The following is an 18580-nucleotide window of genomic DNA, read 5'->3' as shown; positions in this document are numbered from 1 at the left end:
CGTCAGCGCGACCCCGCGCTCGCACGCGAACCGCGCAGCGTCATCGCGGCGACGACCGCCGCGACCACGACGAGCCCCGCGCCGATGAGCGCCGTGACACCCACGCCCGCATCGAAGGCGTGGGCGGCGGCATCGCGCAACTGGGCGCCGAGCACCGGACCCTGCGATCGGGATGCCGCGACCGCGCCCGCGAGCGTCTCGCGCGCGGCGTGCGCGGCATCGGCCGACACCCCCGCCGGCAGCACCAGGTGCGCGCGATACATGGCCGCGAGGATGCCGCCCAGGATCGCGGTGCCCAGCACCGCTCCCAGCTCGTACGCCGTCTCTGACACGGCGGACGCCGCACCGGCCTTCTCGGGCGGCGCGCTGGAGAGGATCAGCTCGTTCGACACCGTCTCGGCCATGCCGATGCCGATCCCGAGCGCGACGAAGGCGGCGATGAGCACGGCGAGCGAGCCGTCTGAGGCCACCGCCGCGACCACGAGGTATCCGCCGACCGAGAACGCGAGGGCGCCCGGGATCAGGATGCGCGGCGAGACGCGCGCGGCGATCGGCACGACGACCAGCCCGGACACGATCATGGCGACCAGGCCCGGCAGGAGCGCAAGCCCCGCGTTCAACGGCGAGAGCCCCACGATCAGCTGCAGGTGCTGCGCGACGAAGAAGAGGAAGCCGACGAGCGCGATCACGCTCAGCAGGTTGACGACGATGGCGCCGCTGAACGAGCCGCGGCGAAACAGCGCCATGTCGAGCATCGGCGTCTCGAGTCGCCGCTGCCTGCGCACGAACAGCACGCCGAAGGCGACACCGGCCGCGAAGAGGATCGGCGCGACGCCGGCGAAGCCCTCGACGGCGAACTCCTTGATCGCGTAGACGATCGGAACCATGGTCGCCAGCGACAGCACGATGCTCAGCGCATCGATCCGGCCGGGATTCGGGTCGCGGCTCTCCGGCACGAGCAGCGGCGCGAGCACGAGCAGCGGCAGAAGCACGGGGGCCGCCATCAGGAACACCGCTCCCCAGGCGAAATGCTCGAGCAGAAGACCGCCGACGATCGGGCCGAGCGCCGACCCGGCCGAGAACATCGCCGCCCACACGGCGATTGCGAGACGTCGCTGCGCGCGGTCGGTGAAGATGCTGCGCAGCAGTGAGAGGGTCGACGGCATGAGCATGGCCCCGAACACCCCCATCGCCGCGCGCGCCGCGATCAGCGCCGCCGCGGTCGGGGCGAACGCGGCGGCGGCTGAGATCACGGCGAAGCCGGTGGCGCCGATGAGGAGCATCCGCCGCCTGCCGAACCGGTCGCCCAGCGTGCCCATCGTCACCAGCAGGCTCGCCAGCACGAGCGGGTAGGCGTCGATGATCCACAGCTGCTCGATGCTCGACGGCGTGAGGTCGATCGCGATCGACGGCAGCGCGAAGCTCAGCACGGTGTTGTCGACCGACACCAGCAGCACCGGAAGCATGAGCACCGCCAGCGCGGCCCAGCCGCGCCGGCCCGCGCGTGCTTCGGGCGCCGCGGTGTCGAGCCCCGTGCGCGGGCTCGTGAGCGTTTCGGTGGTCATCGTCTCGTTCCTCATTACTAAACCGTCCAGCCGGTATAGTATCAGGCGACGGCCGAACGGTCGACCCCCCGCCGATACGATCGAGGCCATGAGCCGCCCTCCCCTCGCCCGCGATCGCGTGCTCGACGCGTTCGAGCGCATCCTGATCGACGACGGCGAAAGGGCGGCGACGATGGATGCCACGGCCCGCGCCGCCGGGGTCTCCAAAGGGGGCCTGCTCTATCACTTCGCCTCGAAAGAGGCGCTCGAGACCGCTCTCGTCGAGCGGCTCGCGGCCCTCGTCGACGACGATGTGACCGCCCTCGAGGGCGCGCCCGAGGGCGCGATCGCGTACTTCCTTCGCACGTCGGTGATGGACGACGACCCGCTCGACCGCGCGATCATCGCAGTCTCGCGCCTCGCGCAGGGCGGAAGCGGCGCCGCCGCAGCCGCCCTCCACGAGATGCGCGAGCGCTGGGAGGCCGCCATCCGGCCGCACGCGAAGGACGAGGCATCCCTCGATCTCGTGCTGCTCGTGAGCGACGGGCTCTACTTCAACAACACGCTGCAGAGCGGAGGCGTGGCCGGTCCGGTGCCCACCGGCGAGGCCCTGGACGCCCTCGTCGCACTGGTCGAGCAAGCGGCGCGCCGGTGAGGCCGGCGCACCGCCCGATCAGTCCTCGGTGATCTCGATCTGCGCGAGAAGGTCGGCGCCGACTTCGCCGCGGATGTGCTCAAGCAGCTCGTCGGCCACCGGCGAGTCGACCGTCAGCACCGACAGGGCGCGGCCGCTCGCGTCGGGGTGCGCCACCTGCAGGCCGGCGATGTTGATGTTCGCGTCGCCGAGCTCCCTGCCGTAGATCGCGACGACGCCCGGGCGGTCCGCGTAGCGCATGACCACGTGGAAGCGCTCGAACGGCACCTCGATCTCATAGCCGTTGATGCCGACGACCTTCGGAACCATGCGCGTGCCGGCGAGGGTGCCTGCGACCGACAGCACGGTGCCGTCGGCGAGCGTGCCGCGCAGGATCGTGATGTTGCGGTACAGCGGGCTCTCGGCCTCGACGATCAGCCGCGTCTCGATGCCGCGCTGCTCGGCGAACAGGGGTGCGTTCACGTACGACACGTTCTCGCTCACGATATTCGTGAAGATGCCCTTGAGCGCCGCCAGGCGATAGACGCTCACGTCGTACTCGGCAAGCTCGCCGCGCACCTCGATGTCCAGGCTCGTGAGCGCGCTCTGCGCGAGGCCCGTGAAGAACTGGCCGAGCTTCTCGACAAGCGCGATGCCGGGGCGCACGAACGGGTCGATCACGCCGCCCGCGACGTTCACCGCGTCGGGCACGAGATCGCCCTCGAGCGCGAGCTTGACCGACCTGGCGACCGAGATGCCCGCCTTCTCCTGCGCCTCATCGGTCGAAGCGCCCAGGTGCGGGGTGACGATCACGTTCGGGAGCGTGAGAAGCTTGCGCGCCGACCCGCCCTCGACGGGAGGCTCGCTCGTGAACACGTCCAGGCCCGCCCCGGCGATCACGCCGTTCGACAGCGCCTCGAACAGCGCGTCCTCGTCGATGAGGCCGCCGCGTGCGACGTTCACGACGTACGCCGAGGGCTTCATCGCCGCAAGCTGCGCCGCGCCGATCATGCCGGTCGTCTCAGGGGTCTTCGGCATGTGGATCGTGATGAAGTCGCTCTGCGCGATCACCTCGTCGAACGACAGCAGCTCAACCTGCAGGTGCGCGGCCCGGGCCGGCGTGATGTAGGGGTCGTAGCCGACCACGCGCACACCGAACGCGCGCAGCCGCTCGGCGATGAGCCCGCCGATGCGGCCGAGGCCGAGGATGCCGACCGTCTTCTCGTACAGCTCGGTGCCGGTGTACGAGCTGCGCTTCCACTCGCCGCGCGCCAGCGAGGCGTGCGCGGCGGGCACGTGACGGGCCAGGCTCAGGATGTGCCCGACGGTAAGCTCGGCCGCCGAGATGATGTTCGACGTCGGCGCGTTCACGACCATGACACCGGCCGCCGTCGCCGCCTTGATGTCGACGTTGTCGAGGCCGACCCCGGCGCGCGCGACGACCTTCAGCTGCGGTGCGGAAGCCAGCGCCTCGGCGTCGATCTTCGTCGCCGAGCGGACCAGCACCGCGTTCGCGTCGGCGAGGGCCGCCAGCAGCGCCGGACGATCTGTTCCGTCGACGTTGCGGACCTCGAAATCGGGCCCGAGCGCATCGATCGTGGCGGGTGAGAGTTCTTCGGCGATCAGGACGACAGGCTTCGACACGGAACGGTCCTTTTGAGCGGGCACACGACACAGGGCGGTGCGACGTTACGGTGGGATGCCTCACCCGAGCCACTCACGAAGGCGGGAGGCCTTTCCAGCCTACAGCGGCTCGGGAGCCGCGCGAGAACCCGCCGTAACGCAGATCAGCCGCCGAGGAGCGTGGCCCCATAGATCGTGGCGTACCCGACGACGTCGAGCCAGAAGACCGCCACGAGCCCCAGCCCCGTGAGGAGCACGAGCGCGAATAGCCCCGCGGGCCGCCGGTGGCCGAGCCAGAACGAGATCGCGAAGACGAGAAGCGGGAAGACGACCGCGGTGAGCAGCACGAACCATCCGTACCCGTTGAGGCCGAGGGGGCCGGTCGCCTGCGTGAGCAGGAACGCGAGCGCGTTCCACACCGCGTACGCGTAGAAGAGGCCGAACGCCCCCGCGATGGTCGCGACGGCCCACACCGGCAGAACGCGGCGGGGTGCGGTATCGGTCGCCTGCGTCATGTGCCGACCGCTCCGATCATGAGGAAGGGCCACGGGATGAGCAGCACCGCGCCGGCGGCGAGCCACGCAAACCGCACCCACGCTCGCGTGCGGCGCGTCAGCAGGTAAACGGTCGCGTACCAGATGACCGGGGTGAAGGCCGCAAGCCACATCGCCACGTCGAACGAGACCGGCGAGACCAGGAACTGCGCCGTGCCGCGCAGTCGCAGCCCGCCGATGACCCAACCGATCGCGTACAGCAGGTAGATGCCGCCGAGAATGCCCAGCGCGATCAGCGCGGCATTGCCGACGGGGGCGGATGCCTCGCCCCCCGTGCCGTCGGCGACCACCGTCGTGCGCTCGGCGTCTTCGTCGTCCGCGTAGGCCGTCGTGTCGGCGGAGGACGCCGCGAAGGTCTCGCTCCCCTTGCCGACGGCGGTGAACCCGTCGGGCAGCACGGTCGTCGACGCCGCCTCGGACGCCTCCTCCGGCGTGCCGCCCACGTCGAGCGTGGGGTCGTCGTCGCCGTCCCAGCTGAGGGCGTCGTCGTCGCGTCCGGTGGTCACGTGCCCAGCGTAGTGGGCGCCCGCCCGGTCACACCGCGCCGCGTCGCGGTGCCGTCGCGAGCGAGTCGGCGTGCGCCGCGCTCACGGTGCCGCCCACGCGCACGGCATCCGTCTCGACCGCCTTCGGGAACTGCAGCGACAGGTGCACGGAGAACGCGTCGTCGGCCTCGGTGTAGCGGTGCTGCAGGCCGCGCTCGAGCACGCGCCAGGGGCGCTCGTTGGACGCGGTCGTGTCGAGGCCGTTGTCGGGCACGAACTGCTCGTAGTCGTAGGGGTAGCTCGCCGTCGCGCCCAGGCCGATCGAGAAGGTGTCGACCGCGAGGGTCCCCGAGCCCAGGTCGAGCTGCAGCAGCCGCTGGAAGCCGGTCGCGCGCTCCCCCGTGTGCGTGCGGAACTCCTGGTAGTCGGCGAGCGCCTCGAGCACGGTGTGCCCGGCGATCCCGCCGGCGTCCTCCGTCAGGATTCCGCCGATGCCGTGGAAGTGGCCCGACAGCACGAGCACGACGTTCCGGTGCGGGGCGACTACGCGCTTCCACAGGTCGTCGCCGCGCGAGACCCACCGCGACGACGTCGAGCGCTCGGCATCCAACTCGTCGGTCTTGGGCGTGAGGTGCTCGTGGGTCGCGATGACGACGTTGGCGTCCGGATGCTGCGACACGACGTCGTCCGCCCACTCGATCTCGCGGTCGCCGTAGGCGTACGGGAGCGAGATCACCACGAACCGCGCGCCGGCGGCTGTGAACGAGGACCAGTTGGCGCTGTTGTCGCCTTCGCCGATCGAGCCGCCGTACCACGGCCTGTCTTCGTAGCGTGCGGGCGGGAAGTACTCGTTGAAGAGGTCGTTCGTGACCCCGCGCTTGTTGTCGTGATTGCCGGGCAGCACGCTGTTGGGCACGCCCGCGTCGTCGAGCACGCGCTGCATGCGCGACGCCGTCGTGTACTCGCGGCGCGCGCGCTCCTCGGTCTGGTCGGGGTCGACCCAGCTCTGGATCAGGTCGCCGGTGTGGATCGAGAACGCGATACGACGCGGCTCGCGGTTCGCGGCGATCCAGGCGACCTCCTGCGCGTACACGTCGGGGTACGCCTCGGAGTAGTACTGCGTGTCGGTCAGGTGGCTGATCGCGAGGTCGTACGCGGACGCGTCGGCGATGCCGGCCGCAGTCGCGACGGGAGCCTCCGCGCGGGGCACGACCTGCACCAGCAGCTCCGCGAGCCCGCTCGCGGCCTCCGCACCGGTGATGCGACCCGACAATGCGACGGGCTCGTCCGCCGAGGCAGCCTCGGCCGTGCGGGAGCCAGCCCGCTCGTCGAGCGTGCGCCAGGTCGCGGCATCCGGATCCCACACCGACAGACGCACCTGCGCACGGCCGACGGTCCGCCCCTCCCAGCCGACGACGGCGCCGCTGGTCGCCTCGACGACGAGACGCACATACGGCAGGCCGTAGGCGTCGTCCCGCGCGAGCGGCGCCGGTGCGTCGTCCGGCACGGGCGTCTCGTGCGGCCCGGTGCGGGTCTCGAGCGGGGCGTCCGCAGACCCCGAGAAGGCCGCGACGACGCGAGCGGGCGGGGCGGATGCCTCGGCCCCGGCTGTGCGCGCAGGTGGCGCGGCCTCGGCGGTGGCGGCAGGCGCGGCGGCGCGCGCCTCGGCGAGGGCAGCCGTGGCGAGCGCCCCGTCGCGCGACGGGTCGTGCCGGTCGATCCTGCCGGGCGTCGCGACCGCGGCGACGAAGTCCGACTCGTCGTCGCCGACGAAGCTCGCGCGCTGCCACGTCTGGCCTCGCAGGCGGTCGACCCCGAAGGTCGGCAGCGAGAGACCCTTCGTGCACGGGCTGGCACGCTCGACGCTCTCGTCCATCTCGTTGCGGTGGAACACGCCGACGCTGTCGATACGGCGGCCTGCGGCATCCTCGAGCCAGATGCCGAACCCCGCGAGCGCGAGGTCCGCCCCGAGGCGCGCGTCGGCGATCGCGCTCTCGCCCGTTCCGTCGAGAGCCGCAAGCCACGTGGCGCCCGGGTCGATCAAGGTGCCGTCGGCCGGCACCGCGAGGTCGTCGAACCGGCGGAAGCCGTCGGGTCCGCACGCGATGAGGCGCCACCCCGAGATGTCGACGGGCGCGGTGCCGTAGTTGCCGAGCTCGACGAAGTGGTGCCGCACGACGCCTGGCACGACGGGGTCGGCGGCGACCTCGCTGATGGCGACGCGCGGGTGGGCGGCGTAGGAGAAGGCGACGGATGCCGCGCTCCGGCCGACCGTCGCGTTCTCGGCGCCCGGCGTGCGCGGCGCCGTCACGAACCGCCCGTCGTCCTGGCGCTGCCAGCTCTCGCCCGTGCGGTAGTCGAGCGTCGCGGGGAGCTTCGCGTCGCCGGTCTGGCACGCGGTGTCGCCGCGCGACGACACGCTCACCCCGTCGGCGCGGCGCCCGTCGGGCGTGACGAGCAGCACGCCCGACACGAGATCGGCGAGCGAGGTCGCCGCAGTCGCCGCGTGGGCGCCCGCGAACTGCGGCCCGCCGATGACGAGACGCGCTCCCGGGGCGAGGCGGTCGGCGGCCGAGAACTCGTGCTGCACAGTCCCGGGGGTGAGCTCGCCGGCGGCGGTGCACCGGTACAGGCGCCAGCCGGCGAGCGGCACCGGCGCGTCGCCCGTGTTGCGCAGCTCGACGAGGTCGTCGCCGTGGCCCGCCGGCCCCGCCGCGGCGATCTCGTCGATGCGCACGGGCGAGTCGGCGACGGTGTCCTCGCGCTGGGCGTTGTCGGCGCCGGGGGTGGCCCGCGCACGGATCCAGCCGTCGGGCGTGCGCTGCCAGCTCTCGTTTAGCGCCGCCGCGAGCGTGACAGGGGCGTCGGGCGTGAGCCCGCACTCGCTCTGCGTGGGCTGCGGGGTCGAGGGGTAGACCGCCACGCTGTCCTCGACACCGCCGCCGGGCTCGACGACGACCAGGCCGAATCCCTCGACCGGGAGGGTCTGCGTGAACACGGCGTCGGCGGGCGCGCCCCGCCAGCCCATGTGGCGCGCGGTCAGCCGCTCCCCCGCGCGCAGGACGACGCCCGAGAGTTCGATCTCGGGGCGCGTGAGCTTGGCGCGCAGTCCCTCTTCATCGCACCGGAAGACCGACCACCCGGTGAGATCGATGTCGTGCGACGACGCGTTGCGCAGCTCGAAGAAGCCGTCCGACGGCCCTCGGGGGCCCGACGCCGCGATCTCGTCGATGACGATGCGCCCGGCCGCGGGGTCGTCGGCAGCGGCGGGGCGTGCGCCCGGTCCCGCAGCACCTGCGAGAAGGACGGATGCGACGACCACCGCAAGGGAGCCGACCGCGACGCGCACGCGCCAAGACTCGTCACCCCCGCTGAACGGCCGGGGGCGCGGCATCCGCTCCGCGGTGAACGGCGCCTGACACCTCGGTGCCGCAGGCGGCGGGCGGATGCCGAGAGCCCGGCCCCCTCGTAAGGGGCCGGGCTCCGTGTGGCTTGTGTCAAGCCGGGCTCGGCGGATCGCCGAGGTCAATGCCGAGGTCGGCGCGCGTCAGCGCGCGGCGGTTCCCTCGGTGTGTCTCGATACACCCGCCTGCGGCGGGCACTCGACAACCGGCGACCACGCCGAGGGACCGCCGCGTCAGCGCGCGGCGCTTCCCTCGGTGTAGTCGGCGTCCTGCTGCTTCCACGCGAAGAGCGCGCGCAGCTCACGGCCGACGGTCTCGATGGGGTGCTGGGCGGCCTTCTCGCGCAGCTGGTGGAACTCGACGCCGCCGTTGTCCTGGTCGGCGATGAAGCGCTCCGCGAACGCACCCGACTGGATGTCGGCGAGCACGCCCTTCATGTTCTCCTTGACGTGCGGGTCGATCACACGCGGGCCCGAGACGTAGTCGCCGTATTCGGCGGTGTCAGAGACGCTCCAGCGCTGCTTGGCGATGCCGCCCTCCCACATCAGGTCGACGATGAGCTTGAGCTCGTGCAGCACCTCGAAGTAGGCGATCTGCGGCTGGTAGCCGGCCTCGGTCAGCGTCTCGAAGCCGTACTGCACCAGCTGCGACACCCCGCCGCAGAGCACAGCCTGCTCGCCGAAAAGGTCGGTCTCGGTCTCTTCGGTGAACGTCGTCTTGATGACGCCGGCACGCGTGCCGCCGATCGCCTTGGCGTAAGACAGCGCGGTCTGCCACGCGGTTCCCGAGGCATCCTGCTCGACGGCGATGATGTCGGGGATGCCGCGGCCGGCGACGTACTCGCGGCGCACGGTGTGGCCGGGGGCCTTGGGTGCCACGAGGATCACGTCGACGCCCTCGGGCGCCTGGATGTAGCCGAAGCGGATGTTGAACCCATGTGCGAAGGCGAGGGTCTTGCCGGGGACGAGCTTGTCCTTGATGTTCTCGCTGTAGATCGAGCGCTGGTGCTGGTCGGGCGCGAGGATCATGATGAGGTCGGCCCACTCGGCCGCGTCGGCGACGTTCTTGACCTCGAAGCCGGCCTCCTGGGCCTTCTCGATGGACTTCGAGCCCTCCTTGAGGGCGATGACGACCTCGACGCCGGAGTCGCGCAGGTTCTGCGCGTGGGCGTGGCCCTGCGAGCCATAGCCGACGATCGCGACTTTCTTGCTCTGGACGATCGACAGATCGGCGTCGGCGTCGTAGAAGATTTCAGCCATCTTCGTGTTTCTCCTTGTGTGGTTCCGGTCGTTGCGTTTCGTCTCGCCTCGCTCGCTCAACGACCGGTGAGCGGCACGCGAAAGGGGTTATCGGTTGGGTCAGCCGCGCGCGACGCGCTCGGTGATGGACTTGCCGCCGCGGCCGATGGCGAGAAGCCCCGACTGGGCGAGCTCTTTGATCCCGAAGGGCTCGAGCGCCCGCAGCAGAGCGTCGACCTTGCCCTTGTCGCCGGTGGCCTCGACCACCAGCGCATCGGGTGCGTAGTCGACGACCGACGCGCGGAACAGGTTCACGACCTCGAGCACGTTCGAGCGCGTCTGGTTGTCGGCGCGCACCTTGATCAGCATGTGCTCGCGCTGAACGGATGCCGCGGGCTCGAGCTCGACGATCTTGATGACGTTGACCAGCTTGTTGAGCTGCTTGGTCACCTGTTCGAGGGGGAGCCCCTCGACGTCGACGACGACGGTGATGCGCGACAGGCCGGGGATCTCGGTGACGCCCACCGCGAGCGACTCGATGTTGAATCCGCGCCGTGCGAACAGTCCCGCCACGCGCGTGAGCAGACCGGGCTTGTTCTCGACGAGGAGGCTCAGCACATGACTCGACATCTCAGGCCTCCTGCTCGAACGCGGGCGCGTGGTCGCGGGCGTACTGGACGTAGCTGTTGCTGACCCCCTGCGGCACCATCGGCCACACCATGGCGTCGGCGCTCACGACGAAGTCGATCACCACGGGGCGATCGTTCGTCTCGAGAGCCGTCTTGATCGCGGCATCCACGTCCTCCTCCTTCTCGACGCGGATCGCGAGGCAGCCGTACGCCTCGGCGAGCTTGACGAAATCGGGGATGCGCACCGTGTCGTGGCCGGTGTTGAGATCGGTGTTCGAGTAGCGGCCGTCGTAGAACAGCGTCTGCCACTGCCGCACCATGCCCAGCGACGAGTTGTTGATGATCGCGACCTTGATCGGGATGTTGTTGATCGCGCAGGTCGCCAGCTCCTGATTGGTCATCTGGAAGCAGCCGTCGCCGTCGATCGCCCACACCACGCGGTCGGGCTCGGCGACCTTCGCGCCCATCGCCGCCGGCACCGAGTAGCCCATGGTTCCCGCACCGCCCGAGTTGAGCCACGCGTTGGGCCGCTCGTACTTGATGAACTGGGCGGACCACATCTGGTGCTGGCCCACGCCCGCCGCATACACACCCTCGGGGCCGGTCAGCTCGCCGATGCGCTGGATCACGTGCTGCGGCGCGAGCAGCCCGTCGCTGGTGGGCGTGTACCCGAGGGGGAACTCGTCGCGCAGGCCGTCGAGGTAGGCCCACCACGCCGAGATGTCGGGCTTGGAACCTCCGGATGCCCCGGCGAAGGCCGCGTCGAGGTCGACGAGCACATCGCGCAGGTCGCCCACGATCGGCACGTCGGCCGTGCGGATCTTCGAGATCTCGGCGGGGTCGATGTCGACGTGCACCACCCGGGCGTTCGGGGCGAACAGCGCCGCCTTGCCGGTCACCCGGTCGTCGAACCGCGCGCCGAGTGCGACGAGGAGGTCGGCCTCCTGCAGTGCGAGCACCGCGGGGACGGTGCCGTGCATGCCCGGCATGCCGAGGTGCTGCGGGTGCGAGTCGGGGAACGCGCCGCGCGCCATGAGGGTCGTCACGACCGGCGCTCCGGTGGTCTCGGCGAACGCGAGCAGTTCGGCCGACGCGCGGGAGCGGATGACGCCCCCACCCACATACAGCACCGGCTTCTTCGCATCGGCGAGGAGGCGCGCGGCGGCCTGGATCTGCTTGCCGTGGGCCTTCGTCACCGGACGGTAACCGGGCAGGTCGACCTTCGGCGGCCACACGAACGGCACCTCGGCCTGCTGCGCGTCCTTCGTGATGTCGACGAGCACAGGGCCGGGGCGTCCGGTTCCGGCGATCTCGAACGCCGCGGCGATCGCACCGGGGATCTCGGAGGCGTCCTTCACGAGGAACGAGTGCTTCGTGACGGGCATCGTGATGCCGACGATGTCGGCCTCCTGGAAGGCGTCGGTGCCCATCAGGGTCGAGAACACCTGCCCGGTGATGCACACGATCGGCACCGAGTCCATGTAGGCGTCGGCGATCGCGGTCACGAGGTTGGTGGCGCCGGGGCCGGAGGTCGCGATCGCGACACCCACCCTGCCGGATGCCGCAGCATAGCCTTCGGCCGCGTGGCCGGCGCCCTGCTCGTGGCGCACCAGGATGTGACGGATCTTCGAGGTGTCCATCAGCGGGTCGTACACCGGGAGGATCGCACCGCCGGGAAGCCCGAACACGTCAGTCACCCCCAGCAGTTCGAGCGAGCGGACGACCGCTTCGGCCCCCGAGATCACGGGCGCGGACGCGGCGCGCGATGGTGGCCGTGGAATGGCGGCTGTGGATTCGTCGGGCATGGTGATGATCCTCGATCGAGTCGGTTGGGAGGTCTGCCGTGGGACTACCCGGTGACTGCGCCTTCCGCTGCGGAACGGACGAGTCGGGAGTACTTGGCAAGGACGCCACGGGTATAGCGCGGAGGAAGCGGCTCCCAGCCAGAGCGGCGGGAGCTCAGCTCGGCCTCGTCGACGAGTAGGTCGAGAGTCCGAGCCGCGATATCGACCCGTATCAGATCACCATCGCGCACGAAGGCGATGGGACCAGCGTCCACCGCTTCGGGTGCTATGTGGCCGATGCACAGGCCGGTTGTGCCGCCTGAGAATCGTCCGTCCGTCAACAGTAGTACATCTTTGCCGAGCCCAGCGCCCTTGATGGCCGCGGTGATCGCGAGCATCTCGCGCATGCCCGGGCCGCCCTTGGGGCCCTCGTAGCGGATGACGACCACGTCGCCGGCGTGGATCTGGCCGGCCTCGAGCGCGTCCATCGCGCCGCGCTCGCGCTCGAACACGCGCGCGGGGCCTTCGAACACGCTGGCGTCGAAGCCCGCGGTCTTCACGACAGCGCCCTCGGGCGCCATCGAGCCGTGCAGGATCGTCAGGCCCCCCGTGGCGTGGATCGGGTCGTCGAAGCGGTGGATGACCGTGCCGTCGACCGGGTCGGGGTCGAGCTCTGCCAGGTTCTCGGCGAGCGTCTTGCCGGTCGCCGTGAGCGCGTCGCCGTGCAGGAGGCCCTCGTCGAGCATCGCCTTCATGATCACGGGGATGCCGCCGTGGCGGTCGACGTCGTTCATGACGTACGTGCCGAACGGCTTCATGTCGGCCACGTGCGGCACCTTGTCGCCGATGCGGTTGAAGTCGTGCAGGCTCAGCTCGACGTCGGCCTCGCGCGCGATCGCGAGCAGGTGCAGAACCACGTTGGTCGAGCCGCCGAGGGCCATCGCGAGGGCGATCGCGTTCTCGAAGGCCTCTTTCGTGAGGATGTCGCGGGTGGTGATGCCCAGGCGCAGCAGGTTCACGACGGCCTCGCCGGAGCGGTGCGCGAAGTAGTCGCGTCGGCGGTCGGCCGACGGCGGCGCGGCAGAGCCGGGCAGCGACAGGCCCAGGGCCTCGGCCACCGAGGCCATGGTGTTGGCGGTGTACATGCCGCCGCACGCGCCTTCGCCCGGGGCGATCGCGCACTCGATGCGCTTGAGGTCGGCCTCGCTCATCTTGCCGGCCAGGCACGCGCCGACCGCCTCGAACGAGTCGATGATCGTGACGTCCTTCTCGGTGCCGTCCGAGAGCTTGACCCAGCCCGGCGCGATCGAGCCCGCGTACAGGAAGACGCTCGAGAGGTCGAGGCGCGCGGAGGCCATCAGCATTCCGGGGATCGACTTGTCGCACCCGGCGAGCAGCACCGTGCCGTCCAGGCGCTCGGCCATGACGACCGTCTCGACCGAGTCGGCGATGACCTCGCGCGAGACCAGGGAGAAGTGCATGCCCTCGTGGCCCATCGAGATGCCGTCCGACACCGAGATCGTGCCGAACTGGAGGGGGTAGCCGCCGCCGGCGTGGACGCCTTCCTTGGCGCCCTGCGCGAGCCGGTCGAGGCTCAGGTTGCACGGGGTGATCTCGTTCCAGCTGGACGCGATGCCGATCTGGGGCTTGTCCCAGTCCTCGTCGCCCATGCCGACCGCGCGGAGCATTCCGCGCGAGGTCGTGGCTTCGATGCCGTCTGTCACCACGCGGCTGCGCGGCTTGATGTCGATCACTTCGTCGGGCTGTGGCATTGAACCAGTCTAGGACGGCCTCGCGGCCCTCTCGCCCGCGAGCACAACGAGTGCCGCGGCCAGCTCCGGGATGCCGGCCACACGCACGCGCGCCGCAGAATCCCGCTCGCCCACGAGCACCCCGAGGTCTTGTCTGCGCAGGTGCTCGAGGGCGTCCTCGTCGGTGAGGTCGTCTCCCGCGAACACCACGGCATCGGCGCCGGCGACCTCGCGCAGCACCGCGACCGCGGCATCCTTGCCCTCATCCCGCAACGCGTACTCGACGATGTCGCGCCCTGTCCGCCTCCGCCAGTGCGGGGCGCGCTCTGCCACGAGCGCGTCGACGGCGTCGTTCACGCGCGCGGCGGTGGCGGCATCCGTCAACCGGGTGTGCACGGCGAAGCCGAACGTCTTCGGCTCGATCCACGCGCCCTCGGCGGCGCCGATCACCGACTCGGCCGCCGTGCGCATCTCGTCGCGAAGCGCGCGGCCGTCGGCGTCGTCGTCGGGCCCGCGCTCCCCCTCGCCCGGAATCCAGAACTCGGCGCCGTGCGACCCCGCGAGCAGGATCGGGGAGTCCTCGGTGTGCTCGGCGATGATCCGCAGGTCGTGCAGCGTGCGTCCCGACACGAACGCGACGCACGTGCGCGGGGCTCTCGCCAGCGCCGAGACCGCCGCGGCCGCCTCGGGCAGCATCCGCGCGCGCATCGGCTCGTCCTGCAGCGGCGCGAGCGTGCCGTCGAAGTCGAGGGCGACGAGCAGTCGATCGGATGCCGCCACCCGGCGCAGCTCGTCGCGCAGGGTCCTGGCGTCACCGGCCGGGACGCTCATGCCCTCGCCCTCCGCCCGCGAGGGCTCTTCTGCGAGCGCGCCGCCGCGAGGGCGTCGAGGAACGAGCGCGACCACTTCGCTACGTCGTTGTCGATCACCTTGCGCCGCAGCGGCCGCATGCGGCGGCTCTGCTCGCCCGGAGGCATCTCGATCGCCTGCATGATCGTCTCCTTCAGAGTGTCGATGTCGTGCGGGTTCACCCGCAGGGCTGACGTGAGCTCGTCCGCGGCCCCCGCGAACTCGCTGAGCACGAGCACGCCTCGGTTGTCGATGCGCGAGGCCACGTACTCTTTCGCGACGAGGTTCATTCCGTCGCGCAGAGCCGTCACCAGCATGACGTCCGCCGCGAGGAACAGCGCGACCATCTCGTCGCGCGGGTACCCCTGATGCAGGTAGCGGATGGCCGTGTGGCCCATCGTGTCGAAGTCGCCGTTGATGCGCCCCACAGTGAGCTCGATCTCGTCACGCAGCTGCATGTAGGCGCCGACGCGTTCCCGGCTGGGGCTGGCGACCTGCACGAGCGTCGCGTCCTCGACGGTGATCCGGCCCTCGTGGAGCAGCTCGCCGAACGCCTTCATGCGATGGCGGATGCCCTTGGTGTAGTCGAGCCGGTCGACGCCCAGGAGGATCTTGGACGGGTTGCCCAGGCTCGCGCGGATCTCGGCCGCGCGGGCCTGCACGTGCGGTCGCTGGGCGAGGTCGATGTAGGAGTCCGCCGCGATCGAGATCGGGAAGGCGCGCGCGACCGCGGTGCGCGTGCCGCCGTCCGCATCGGGGACGACGATGTGCGGCGCGCGCGTCTCGTAGCGCAGGAGGCGCCGGATCGCGCGGGCGAAGTTGCCGGCGTCGGCGACACGCTGAAACCCGATCACGTCGGCCCCGAGCAGTCCCTCCAGCACCTGCCGTCGCCACGGCAGCTGCGAGTACAGGCCGTATGCCGGGAACGGAATGTGGTGGAAATACCCGATCGTGAGGTCGGGCCGCTTCTCGCGCAGGAGCTTCGGCACAAGCTGCAGCTGGTAGTCATGCACCCAGACCGTCGCGCCCTCGGCGGCGACCTCGGCCGCGGCCTGCGCGAATCGACGGTTCACGCGCCCGTAGGCGTCCCACCACACGCGGCGGTAGCGGGGTTCGGCGATCACGTCGTGGTACAGCGGCCAGATCGTGTCGTTCGAGAAGCCCTCGTAGTACAGCTCGACATCGTCGGCGCTGAGCGCGACGGGCACGAGGTCCATGCCGTCGAACTCGAACCGGTCGAACTCGAGGTCTGCCTTGCCGGGCCACCCGACCCACGCGCCGTCCGTCGAGCGCATGAGGGGCTCGAGCGCCGTCACCAGGCCCCCGGGAGACACGCGCCATGCGCCTTCGCCCGACCCTTCGTCCTCGTCGGGAACCCAATCGACGGGGAGGCGATTGGCGACGACGACGAATTCAGATCCGGACACGCGGGCTCCTTGCTCAGGTGGACGCGGCAGATGCAAGGCTATCGCGCCGTCCGCAACCGCCTGCCCGGGGTTACACGGGCGGTAGCGTGGGTGCATGCGGACGTATCTCCTCGGAACCGGCCTCTTCAGCGCGATCCTCGGGGGCCTGACGCTCCTGCGGGGCCTGCGCGACGAGCAGTTCACGTGGCGCACGGCCCTGGCCTGGCTGAGCTGGGGGATCACGCTCACGCTCGCCATCGGCGCGGTCGTCGACGTTCGTCGGGCGCGCAAGGGTGCGCTCGCGCCCGCCGACTCCCCCGTGCACGGCAAAGAGACGAAGATCCTGCGCAGGAACGTGCGACGCTGAGCGCTCAGCCGCCCGTGCGGATCGCGTACTGGATGAATCCCGTGCGGTCGGCGACCCGGTCGTAGAGGGCTCGGGCCGACGCGTTCGTCTCGTGCGTCAGCCAGTACACCTTCACGGCACCGGATGCCGCAGCCCACGCCCGCACGTGCTCGATGAGCGCGCGTCCGGCCCCGGCGCCACGGGCGTCCGGCCAGACGAAGAGGTCTTCGAGATAGCAGTAGGTCGCGGTCGTCCACGTGGCCGGGTGTGCGAGCCAGTGCACGAGGCCGATCGCGCGGCCCGAGGCATCCCTGGCCAGCACGCCGTGCATCTGGTCACCGGCCACGAGCCTGCTGAACGTGGACTCGGTCACCTCGTCGGGCACCGTCGATTCGTAGAACTCGAGGTATCCGCGCCACAGCGCGAGCCATTCGTCTCGGTCGGCGGCGGTCAGGTCGTGGATCGTGGTCACGATCCACGACCCTACCGCGCGGGGTCAGCGGGTGAGGATGAGCGCGTCGCCCTGCCCGCCGCCGCCGCACAGCGCGACCGCCGCGGTGCCCGCGCCGCGGCGCACGAGTTCGTGCACGGCATGCACGACGAGCCGGTTGCCGGATGCGCCGACCGGGTGGCCGATCGCGATGCCGCCGCCGTGGATGTTGACGACGTCGTCCGAAAGGCCCAGTTCGCGCTGCGAGTGGGCCACGACCGCGCCGAACGCCTCGTTGATCTCCACGAGGTCGAGGTCGGCCGGCGTGATGCCCTGCTTCGCGCACGCCTTCTCGATCGCGCGCGCGGGCTGCGCCTGCAACGAGTTGTCAGGGCCGGCGACCTGCCCCGAGGCGCCCACGACCGCGAGCACCGGCCAGCCGTTCTCGGCGGCGTGCGCGCGCGAGGTGAGCACGACCGCCGAGGCGCCGTCCGAGATCTGCGACGAGTTGCCCGCCGTGATCGAACCGCCCTCCGCGAAGGCGGCGCGCAGGCCGGCGAGCGATTCGACCGTGGTGTCGGGGCGGATGCCCTCGTCCCGCGTGACGCGCACCGGGTCGCCCTTGCGCTGCGGGATCTCGACCTCGACGATCTCGTCGGCGAAGACGCCCGCATCCCACGCGGCCGCCGCGCGCTGATGCGAGCGTGCGGCCACGGCGTCCTGCTGCGCACGCGTGATCTTTAGTTCGGGGTTGTGCCGCTCGGTCGAGGCGCCCATGCTCTCGCGGTCGTACACGTCGGTCAGCCCGTCGTACGCCATATGGTCGAGCACCTCGACCGAGCCGTAGGCCCAGCCGTCACGCGAGCCCATGAGCAGGTGCGGTGCGCGGGTCATCGACTCCATGCCGGCGGCGACGACGACCGTCGCGTCGCCCACGGCGATCATGCGTGCGCCGTCGATGATCGCGGTCAGCCCCGAGAGGCACACCTTGTTGACCGACCCGGAGTGCACGTCCCAGCCCAGGCCCGCGCCGACAGCGGCCTGCCGGGCGGGGTTCTGGCCGGCGCCCGCGGCGAGCACCTGGCCGACGAGCACCGCATCCACCGCGCCGGCGGGGATGCCTCCGCGCTCCAGCGCCCCCTTGATCGCCGCGCTCCCGAGCTGCACCGCGGTCAGCGGGGCGAGCTGGCCCTTGAGCCGGCCCTGCGGGGTGCGGGCGGCTGCGACGATGACGACGTCGTCGGTGTTCATGCGTTCTCCTTGAGTGTTTCGCTGACGATGAGGGCGGGCTCGGTCGCGGCGACGACCTCGTCCACGGTGACCCCGGGTGCGGTCTCGACCAGCACGAGACCGGCATCTGTCACATCGATCACGGCGAGATCCGTGATGATGCGATCCACGACGCCCCTGCCCGTGAGGGGCAGAGAGCATTCGTCGACGATCTTGGCGGAGCCGTCCTTGGCGACATGCTCCATGAGCACGATGACCTTCGCGGCGCCGTGCACGAGGTCCATCGCGCCGCCCGGGCCCTTCACCATCTTGCCCGGGATCATCCAGTTCGCGAGGTCTCCCGCCGCCGACACCTGCATCGCGCCCAGGATCGCCGCGTCGATCTTGCCGCCGCGGATCATGCCGAAGCTCGTCGCCGAGTCGAAGAAGACGGCGCCCGGCAGCGTGGTCACCGTCTCTTTGCCGGCGTTGATGAGGTCGGGGTCGACGTTGTCCTCCGTCGGGTACGGTCCGACGCCGAGGATGCCGTTCTCGGACTGCAGCACGACGGTGACGCCCGGGGGCACGTAGTTCGGCACGAGGGTCGGCAGGCCGATCCCGAGGTTGACGTACGAGCCGTCGGAGAGCTCCGCCGCGGCGCGAGCGGCCATTTCGTTGCGGGTCAGCGCCATCG

General features: G+C 70.9%; 16 protein-coding genes. 2 read left to right on the top strand and 14 right to left on the bottom strand.

Annotated features, from left to right (window positions below):
* Nucleotides 1-2: 2 nt before the first annotated feature.
* Nucleotides 3-1565 carry an MFS transporter gene (locus tag AB1K54_RS13240; RefSeq protein WP_371203232.1) on the bottom strand — a complete coding sequence of 521 codons (1563 nt, stop codon included), beginning with the start codon at nt 1563-1565 and terminating at the stop codon, nt 3-5.
* 88 nt (nt 1566-1653) lie between these two features.
* Between AB1K54_RS13240 and AB1K54_RS13235 the strand changes: the two genes are divergently transcribed.
* A complete protein-coding gene (locus AB1K54_RS13235) occupies nt 1654-2199 on the top strand; it encodes a TetR/AcrR family transcriptional regulator (protein ID WP_371203231.1) in 546 nt (181 codons plus the stop codon).
* Between the two features lie 18 nt (nt 2200-2217).
* Here AB1K54_RS13235 and serA read toward each other — a convergent pair whose 3' ends face one another.
* The 10 genes from serA to AB1K54_RS13185 all read right to left on the bottom strand — a co-directional run bounded on the left by serA (nt 2218) and on the right by AB1K54_RS13185 (nt 15922).
* Nucleotides 2218-3822: a phosphoglycerate dehydrogenase gene (gene serA / locus AB1K54_RS13230; RefSeq protein ID WP_371203230.1), complete on the bottom strand. Its 1605-nt coding sequence runs from the start codon at nt 3820-3822 to the stop codon at nt 2218-2220.
* A 143-nt stretch (nt 3823-3965) separates the two neighbouring features.
* Nucleotides 3966-4316 carry a bacitracin resistance protein gene (locus AB1K54_RS13225; RefSeq protein WP_371203229.1) on the bottom strand — a complete coding sequence of 117 codons (351 nt, stop codon included), beginning with the start codon at nt 4314-4316 and terminating at the stop codon, nt 3966-3968.
* Complete coding sequence (locus AB1K54_RS13220; RefSeq protein ID WP_371203228.1) at nt 4313-4861, bottom strand: DNA polymerase III subunit gamma/tau; 549 nt, start codon at nt 4859-4861, stop codon at nt 4313-4315. The genes AB1K54_RS13225 and AB1K54_RS13220 overlap by 4 nt, the downstream gene beginning before the upstream one ends.
* Before the next feature lie 28 nt (nt 4862-4889).
* Nucleotides 4890-8189, bottom strand: a complete 3300-nt coding sequence (locus tag AB1K54_RS13215; RefSeq protein ID WP_371203227.1) for a lamin tail domain-containing protein — start codon at nt 8187-8189, stop codon at nt 4890-4892.
* Between the two features lie 288 nt (nt 8190-8477).
* Nucleotides 8478-9503 (bottom strand): ketol-acid reductoisomerase, encoded by a 1026-nt coding sequence (ilvC, locus tag AB1K54_RS13210; protein ID WP_371203226.1) that lies wholly within the window; start codon nt 9501-9503, stop codon nt 8478-8480.
* Nucleotides 9504-9602: 99 nt separating this feature from the next.
* Entirely contained in the window at nt 9603-10112 is a 510-nt protein-coding gene (gene ilvN / locus AB1K54_RS13205; RefSeq protein WP_371203224.1) for an acetolactate synthase small subunit, read from the bottom strand.
* A gap of 1 nt (nt 10113) precedes the next feature.
* The gene (locus tag AB1K54_RS13200; protein WP_371203222.1) at nt 10114-11916 is read right to left on the bottom strand and encodes an acetolactate synthase large subunit; all 1803 of its coding nucleotides are present in this window, start codon (nt 11914-11916) and stop codon (nt 10114-10116) included.
* Nucleotides 11917-11960: 44 nt separating this feature from the next.
* Complete coding sequence (gene ilvD / locus AB1K54_RS13195) at nt 11961-13667, bottom strand: dihydroxy-acid dehydratase (RefSeq protein ID WP_371203221.1); 1707 nt, start codon at nt 13665-13667, stop codon at nt 11961-11963.
* 9 nt (nt 13668-13676) lie between these two features.
* Nucleotides 13677-14477, bottom strand: a complete 801-nt coding sequence (otsB, locus tag AB1K54_RS13190) for a trehalose-phosphatase (protein WP_371203220.1) — start codon at nt 14475-14477, stop codon at nt 13677-13679.
* The gene (locus AB1K54_RS13185; RefSeq protein WP_371203219.1) at nt 14474-15922 is read right to left on the bottom strand and encodes a trehalose-6-phosphate synthase; all 1449 of its coding nucleotides are present in this window, start codon (nt 15920-15922) and stop codon (nt 14474-14476) included. The genes otsB and AB1K54_RS13185 overlap by 4 nt, the downstream gene beginning before the upstream one ends.
* Before the next feature lie 94 nt (nt 15923-16016).
* Here AB1K54_RS13185 and AB1K54_RS13180 point away from each other — a divergent pair, with 94 nt between their 5' ends.
* A complete protein-coding gene (locus AB1K54_RS13180; protein WP_371203218.1) occupies nt 16017-16268 on the top strand; it encodes a hypothetical protein in 252 nt (83 codons plus the stop codon).
* Between the two features lie 4 nt (nt 16269-16272).
* Here AB1K54_RS13180 and AB1K54_RS13175 read toward each other — a convergent pair whose 3' ends face one another.
* Genes AB1K54_RS13175 through AB1K54_RS13165 form a run of 3 tightly spaced genes read right to left on the bottom strand, consistent with a single transcriptional unit; the run spans nt 16273 to nt 18578 of the window.
* Nucleotides 16273-16719 (bottom strand): N-acetyltransferase family protein, encoded by a 447-nt coding sequence (locus AB1K54_RS13175; protein ID WP_371203217.1) that lies wholly within the window; start codon nt 16717-16719, stop codon nt 16273-16275.
* 24 nt (nt 16720-16743) lie between these two features.
* Nucleotides 16744-17928 carry an acetyl-CoA C-acetyltransferase gene (locus tag AB1K54_RS13170; RefSeq protein WP_371203216.1) on the bottom strand — a complete coding sequence of 395 codons (1185 nt, stop codon included), beginning with the start codon at nt 17926-17928 and terminating at the stop codon, nt 16744-16746.
* Entirely contained in the window at nt 17925-18578 is a 654-nt protein-coding gene (locus tag AB1K54_RS13165) for a CoA transferase subunit B (protein WP_371203215.1), read from the bottom strand. Before AB1K54_RS13165 ends, AB1K54_RS13170 begins: the two co-directional genes overlap by 4 nt.
* Nucleotides 18579-18580 lie beyond the last annotated feature (2 nt).

This window comes from Microbacterium sp. BWT-B31 (assembly GCF_041379855.1).
Taxonomy (GTDB): Bacteria; Actinomycetota; Actinomycetes; order Actinomycetales; family Microbacteriaceae; genus Microbacterium.
The sequence above is the reverse complement of the archived record's forward strand: the minus strand, read 5'-3'. Positions and strand labels throughout refer to the sequence as shown.